At 64.5% G+C, this 5,135-nt stretch carries 7 protein-coding genes and 1 pseudogene; 5 read left to right on the forward strand and 3 right to left on the reverse strand.

The window, feature by feature from the left end:
• The coding region (locus tag QZY44_RS05980) for a hypothetical protein (protein WP_295443626.1) at positions 1 to 226 on the reverse strand (226 nt) is incomplete at its 3' end.
• 126 nt (positions 227 to 352) lie between these two features.
• Between QZY44_RS05980 and QZY44_RS05985 the strand changes: the two genes are divergently transcribed.
• Together QZY44_RS05985 and QZY44_RS05990 are read left to right on the forward strand one after the other, a co-directional pair.
• Positions 353 to 751, forward strand: coding sequence for a transposase (locus QZY44_RS05985; protein WP_295443628.1), 399 nt, complete (start codon positions 353 to 355; stop codon positions 749 to 751).
• Positions 752 to 826: 75 nt separating this feature from the next.
• Positions 827 to 1,294, forward strand: a pseudogene (locus QZY44_RS05990) (IS1595 family transposase); the annotation flags it as partial.
• Positions 1,295 to 1,540: 246 nt separating this feature from the next.
• Here QZY44_RS05990 and QZY44_RS05995 read toward each other — a convergent pair.
• Positions 1,541 to 1,918: a hypothetical protein gene (locus QZY44_RS05995; RefSeq protein WP_295443630.1), complete on the reverse strand. Its 378-nt coding sequence runs from the start codon at positions 1,916 to 1,918 to the stop codon at positions 1,541 to 1,543.
• 217 nt (positions 1,919 to 2,135) lie between these two features.
• Positions 2,136 to 3,170 carry a DNA-binding protein gene (locus QZY44_RS06000; RefSeq protein ID WP_295443632.1) on the reverse strand — a complete coding sequence of 345 codons (1,035 nt, stop codon included), beginning with the start codon at positions 3,168 to 3,170 and terminating at the stop codon, positions 2,136 to 2,138.
• 202 nt (positions 3,171 to 3,372) lie between these two features.
• Here QZY44_RS06000 and QZY44_RS06005 point away from each other — a divergent pair, with 202 nt between their 5' ends.
• From QZY44_RS06005 to QZY44_RS06015, 3 genes are all read left to right on the forward strand, one after another.
• Entirely contained in the window at positions 3,373 to 4,353 is a 981-nt protein-coding gene (locus tag QZY44_RS06005; protein WP_295443633.1) for a site-specific integrase, read from the forward strand.
• A 185-nt stretch (positions 4,354 to 4,538) separates the two neighbouring features.
• Positions 4,539 to 4,709: a hypothetical protein gene (locus QZY44_RS06010; protein ID WP_295443634.1), complete on the forward strand. Its 171-nt coding sequence runs from the start codon at positions 4,539 to 4,541 to the stop codon at positions 4,707 to 4,709.
• A 33-nt stretch (positions 4,710 to 4,742) separates the two neighbouring features.
• The coding region (locus QZY44_RS06015) for an AEC family transporter (protein WP_295443636.1) at positions 4,743 to 5,135 on the forward strand (393 nt) is incomplete at its 3' end.

A 5,135-nucleotide genomic window follows, 5' to 3' on the forward strand; every position in this document is an offset into this window, starting at 1 on the left:
CGCCGTCGACCACATATGTGTGCAGGCCGTCGGCGCTCAGCGCGAGATCGATCAGCACGCCGTAACCAGTACCTACGACGCTCTTGGCGTGCGTGTGAACGGTGACTGAGACAATGGTGTTGTTGCCGCAGTCGACTACCAGCAGTTGGTCGAGGGTGCCGTTGTAGGCGGCACCGATGGCATCGGCAAAGCCGCTGGCGATGGCGGTCAGCGGGGGCATGGGCATCATCGTCCTCCTTACAGAGTTGGCTCTTCCGGCGTTTCAGGCGGCTGCTAAGGTTTTGTAATATCGTGAAAAGAGGGTTATAATTACCAGCCGCCAGGAAGGTTTGCAGGTCTCGGAGTTAGGCTGATGATCCCCCTCACAACGCTGCTGGATGACGTCAAGTGTTACGAAGTCCTGCGTGGCTTGCACTGGCCCGAAGCCGTGACGTGTCCACACTGCCAGTCGTTGCAGGTGAGCAAACAAGGGCGAGATTCCACCCAGCCAGCGCGCCGGAAGTATCGTTGCGGGGGCTGTGGCCGCCACTTCGACGATTTGACCGGGACGATCTTCGCCGCGCGCCATCAGTCGCTGGTGGCCTGGATCGGCTGTCTGTACCTGATGGGCCTGAACCTCTCCAACCTTCAGATTGCCCACGAGTTGGGTCTGAACGAGGATGACGTGCAGCGGATGACCGAGCAACTGCGTGCGGGGATCGTCGCCAGCCAGCCAGCCGACGCCGATGTTGTCGGGCGAGGTCGAGTGTGACGAGGTGTACGTGGTCGCCGGTCACAAAGGCCATCCTGATGCCGTGAAAAAAAAGGGCGCAAGGGGCGGTGCCGTCGGCTGACGGGGGCGCCCGGTCGCGGGACCCTGGAAAAAGAGAAGCCACCGATCTTTGGCATGATCGAGCGCGGCGGACAAGTGGTGATTCGGATGCTTGAAAATGTTCAGCAAAAGACCATTCGGCCGTTGATTTTGGCGGTCATTGCCCCGGGCACACAGGTCGACACCGACGAGTACGACATCTATGCCCGACTGCCGCAGTGGGGTTATGGTCATAAGACGGTCTGCCACAGCCGGGGCGAGTACGCCCGCGATGAGGACGGTGACGGCTTCCACGAGGTCCATGTCAACACGATGGAGGGCTTCTGGTCACTGTTGCGCTCCTGGCTCCGTCCCCATCGCGGGATCTCGCAGGAGAAATTGCCGCTCTACCTGGGGTTCTTTCAGTTCACGCATAACGTCCGCCGCCGCGGTCGGGGGCTGCTCCAGCCCATGCTCTCGGCCTTGCTGACCAGAGCCGTCTGAAACGCAGGAAGAGCCACTCGATAAACTACCGGCCCTGTAGCAGGGGCTTAGCAAGGCTTGAGCCGTGTGCGGTGAAAGTCGCAAGCACGGTTCTTAGGGGGCTGGGTGGCGGTAACGCCGCCTGGCTACCCGACCGTTTCGTGAGGTGACCCCTAATTGCTCATCATTCGGCTGTGCCATACGGTCGGTTCCAATAGTCTCATCATTGAAAATTTCGCGGCGGTCCGCTACATCTTTGATTGCGCGCTATCGGGCGACGTTCAGTTCGACGATTTCGGGCGACTTACTCAACATCGCTTCGACGCCACGAGCGACGGTTTCGGGCGCGCCGCCAATTTCCGTCACCAGCAGGCCGATGTTATCTTCGTCGCCGTCAAGATTGGAAACGATGCACATCACAAAGCCCGCGTCGGACGGCACTTCGAAAACCCAGCCGTCGCCGTCCAGGCCGAGCCCGTTAGTCGAGAAGCCGTTCCTTTCCATTTGAGCGACGAGCCATTGGGCGAATTTTCTGATTTTTGCGAGGCGCTCGGACTTCTCTTCGGGTTCGTCATGCAGAAACTCATTGACGCTCGGAATCGCCTCAGGTTCGAAGAGAGTCGGGGACTTAAGACTGAAATACATTATCTGATACCCTTAGATGTTTTTGTCGCACGACCCAGTACCGAGACCACTGCTTATTCCTCTCGGTCGGAGTCGACGGTTGACCACTCGAAGTTCACCCCATGGTTGTGCCGAGTTCATCCATGGCGGTAGGCTAATGCGTCCTTCGGCGCGGGGCAAGCGCAAGGACGGGGGGAGGCGCGGGGTCAGATGAACGATGCCCGGCAATCATGCATCCTCACGTCGCTTCATGGTCAGGCGCCGACGGCACGCCTAAACCATCAAGGCGCCGCTGCAAGTCGCCATAGAGCGACGCCTGGACCTCGAGCCTCACCTGCAGACGCTGAACAAGCCCGTCCTGTTCGGCCAAGGTTTGGCGTAGCACGCGCTCCTCGGCGACCAGCGTCTGGCGCATGGCGTCGACGACGGTCAGTTGCTCAGTCAAGGTCGCGTTGTCAGCCGCCAGTCGCGCCTGGACGGCGAGCAGATCATCCTTGGCACGCTGGACCTCGCGCAAGTGCTGCTGGGTCTCACGCAACTCGCGCCGCGCATCAGCCAACTCGGCGGATAGGCGGGCGCAGTCCTGGCCGCTGCGGGTGACCTCGTCCTGTTTGGCGACCAACGTCTGCGCGAGCTGGCGCAGTTCGGCCTGAAGTTGCTGGACCTGGGTCTCGTGGCGGCGCTGGTCCTGATCCCGCTGGTCTTTGACCGACTGCCGATAATGCTCCAGGGCGTCGCGCGCGTGGCGGTGCTTTTCTTCCAGGGATTCGATGTGCCGGCCATGTTCGGCCAGTCGTACCGTGAGGGCGGCATTCTCGTTACCGATGGCCGCCGTGCGGAGACGCTCCTGCTGTAACGCCTCGCGGGTCGCGGCGTGGGCGTCGCGTTCAGCAGCCAGCGCCTCGCCCAGCTGACCGGCCTGCACCTGAACCTCCCCGAGTGCCCGCTCCAAGCGCGCCATCTCAGCACGCTGCGCGCCCGCCTCCGCCGCGTGACGCGTCTCGGCCGCCTCGACGACAACGCGAGCCTCCTCATGCAACTGCCGGGCGAGTCCCGCGACCGCCGTCCCGAGGGTCGCACTCAGCAGCTGCTCGTCGTCGAGCCGCGTCCCTTCGTCCTGCGCCAGTTCCTGGAGATAGCGATGGATCGTGCTCTTGGAGCCGGTATTTCCCAGCTCCACGCGTACGGCATCAATGGACGGATGCTCACTGCGAGCCAGCAGCGCATCGCGTGCCTGTTGAACCAGATGCTTGGAAATACCGGCGCGGGCCATGGGGTCTGCCTGAATAACGTACCGTGCTACATACTGTATTGTTACATCCTATCACGACGTCGGCAAGACGGCTTCTCTTGGTCGACTTCAACATGCGATAATCCGCCCTTATCCCGTCCAGGCGCAAAGGACCGCCCAAACCGGCCCGGTTCCGGTACAACCACCCGCCACCCTGGCAACCCCCGCAGGCCGCCCACCGCCCATGCCCGAACTCGCGCACTACCTCGCCGCCGCCACCCGCGACCACACGCGCCGCAGCTATGCGTCGGCAGTCCGGCATTTTGAAGAAGGCTGGGGCGGGTTCCTGCCGGCCACCGCCGATGCTGTGGCGCGCTATCTGGCCGCGTACGCGCCGTCCCTGTCGTTGAACACGCTGAAGCTGCGCCTGGCCGCGCTCGCGCAATGGCATCGCGACCAGGGGTTTCCCGATCCCACCAAGGCGCCCCTGGTGCGCCAGGTCCTGAAGGGGATCGGCACGCTGCATCCCGCCCGCGAGCACCGCGCCCGCCCCTTGCCGATCGCCGAACTGGCGCAGCTCGACGCCGCCCTCGTCGCGGCCATCACCCGCGCAACCACCGACGCCGACCACGTCGGCCTCCTGCGGGCGACCCGCGATCGGGCGCTCATCCTGATCGGGTTCTGGCGGGCCTTTCGCAGCGATGAGTTGAGCCGGCTGTGCGTGGAGGACATCGTGGTCACGCCCGGGGAGGGCATGACGCTGTATCTGCATCGGACCAAGACGGCACACGACGGCCTCGGCGCGGAATTCAAGGCCCCTGCCCTGTCACGGCTCTGCCCGGTCAGCGCCTATCGCGACTGGATCGACCTGGCCGCGCTGACCACGGGGCCGGTGTTTCGCCGCATCGGCCCCGGCGGACACCTGGGCACTGCCGCCCTGCACCCCAATAGCCTGGTGCCGCTGCTGCGCCGGCGCCTCCGGGCGGCGGGGATCGCCACGCCCGAGCGCTACAGTGGCCATTCCCTGCGCCGCGGTTTCGCCACCTGGGCCAACGGTCATGACTGGGACGTCAAGGATCTGATGGAGTACGTGGGCTGGAAGGACGCCGGGTCGGCCATGCGTTACATCGAGCGCGCGGATGGCTACGGGCGCTACCGTATCGAGCAAGCCCTGGCGCAGGACGCGTCGGCCGACGCGGCGCGTGCGGCATCGGAATCGGACTGAGCGCGGTTCGCCCACGACGGGGAACGACCGCCCTCCCCCACCTAATCGCATGCCCCTGACTCAGCGCCTGATGGGACGACTGGATACCGCGCGACGGCACCGACGCCATCCGTCAGGAGGTGCTGGCCTGCACCCTACCCCGCCGGCCGCATCCGCGAAGGGAAAGTCTCCTGGCATAATGCCTGTTGGACGCCTTGGACAAACACCTGCCCGGGCAGGCGGTCGAGGACCTGGTGGAGAGCAAGCCGAATGATGCGCAAGCCGCCAGCGCCGCGTTGGGCGGTCGCTGGGTTCAATGCTCATTGAGTGACCGCTCGACGCGGTGCGCCGAGGGGCTCAGCCATGCCCAGGCATAACGGCGAGGCCGCCTTGCCTGGGTCTCGGAGGCCTTGCGGCGGATTCTGATCCTCTGGCAGCAGGGATCGCTCAGCACTCACTCTCTGGTCAAGAAAGGCACCAAGTACATCGCTCGACTTCACCAGCGCCAGGACCTCGCTGCCGACGGCGAGCCCCAGATGGCGCGCCCCAGGTGTTTGATGGATCTGTTGGCGGCCATTACCCTTGGCGGCTACAGTGGACAGTCCCAGCACCGCAGGCCCCCCCGCTTGGTCGCCATCGTCTCGATCACCGCCCCGATCTTCCTCCTCATCGTCCTGGGATTCGGCGCCGTGCGCTCCGGCTGGGTCCCGCGTGAGGGGGCGCTGGCCATGGGCCGCTACGTGCTGAGCTTCGCCCTGCCCGCGCTGGTCTTCAACGCGCTGGCCAAGCGTCCGCTGGGGGAG

It is taken from the genome of uncultured Thiodictyon sp. (genome assembly GCA_903837595.1).
Taxonomy (GTDB): domain Bacteria; phylum Pseudomonadota; class Gammaproteobacteria; order Chromatiales; family Chromatiaceae; genus Thiodictyon.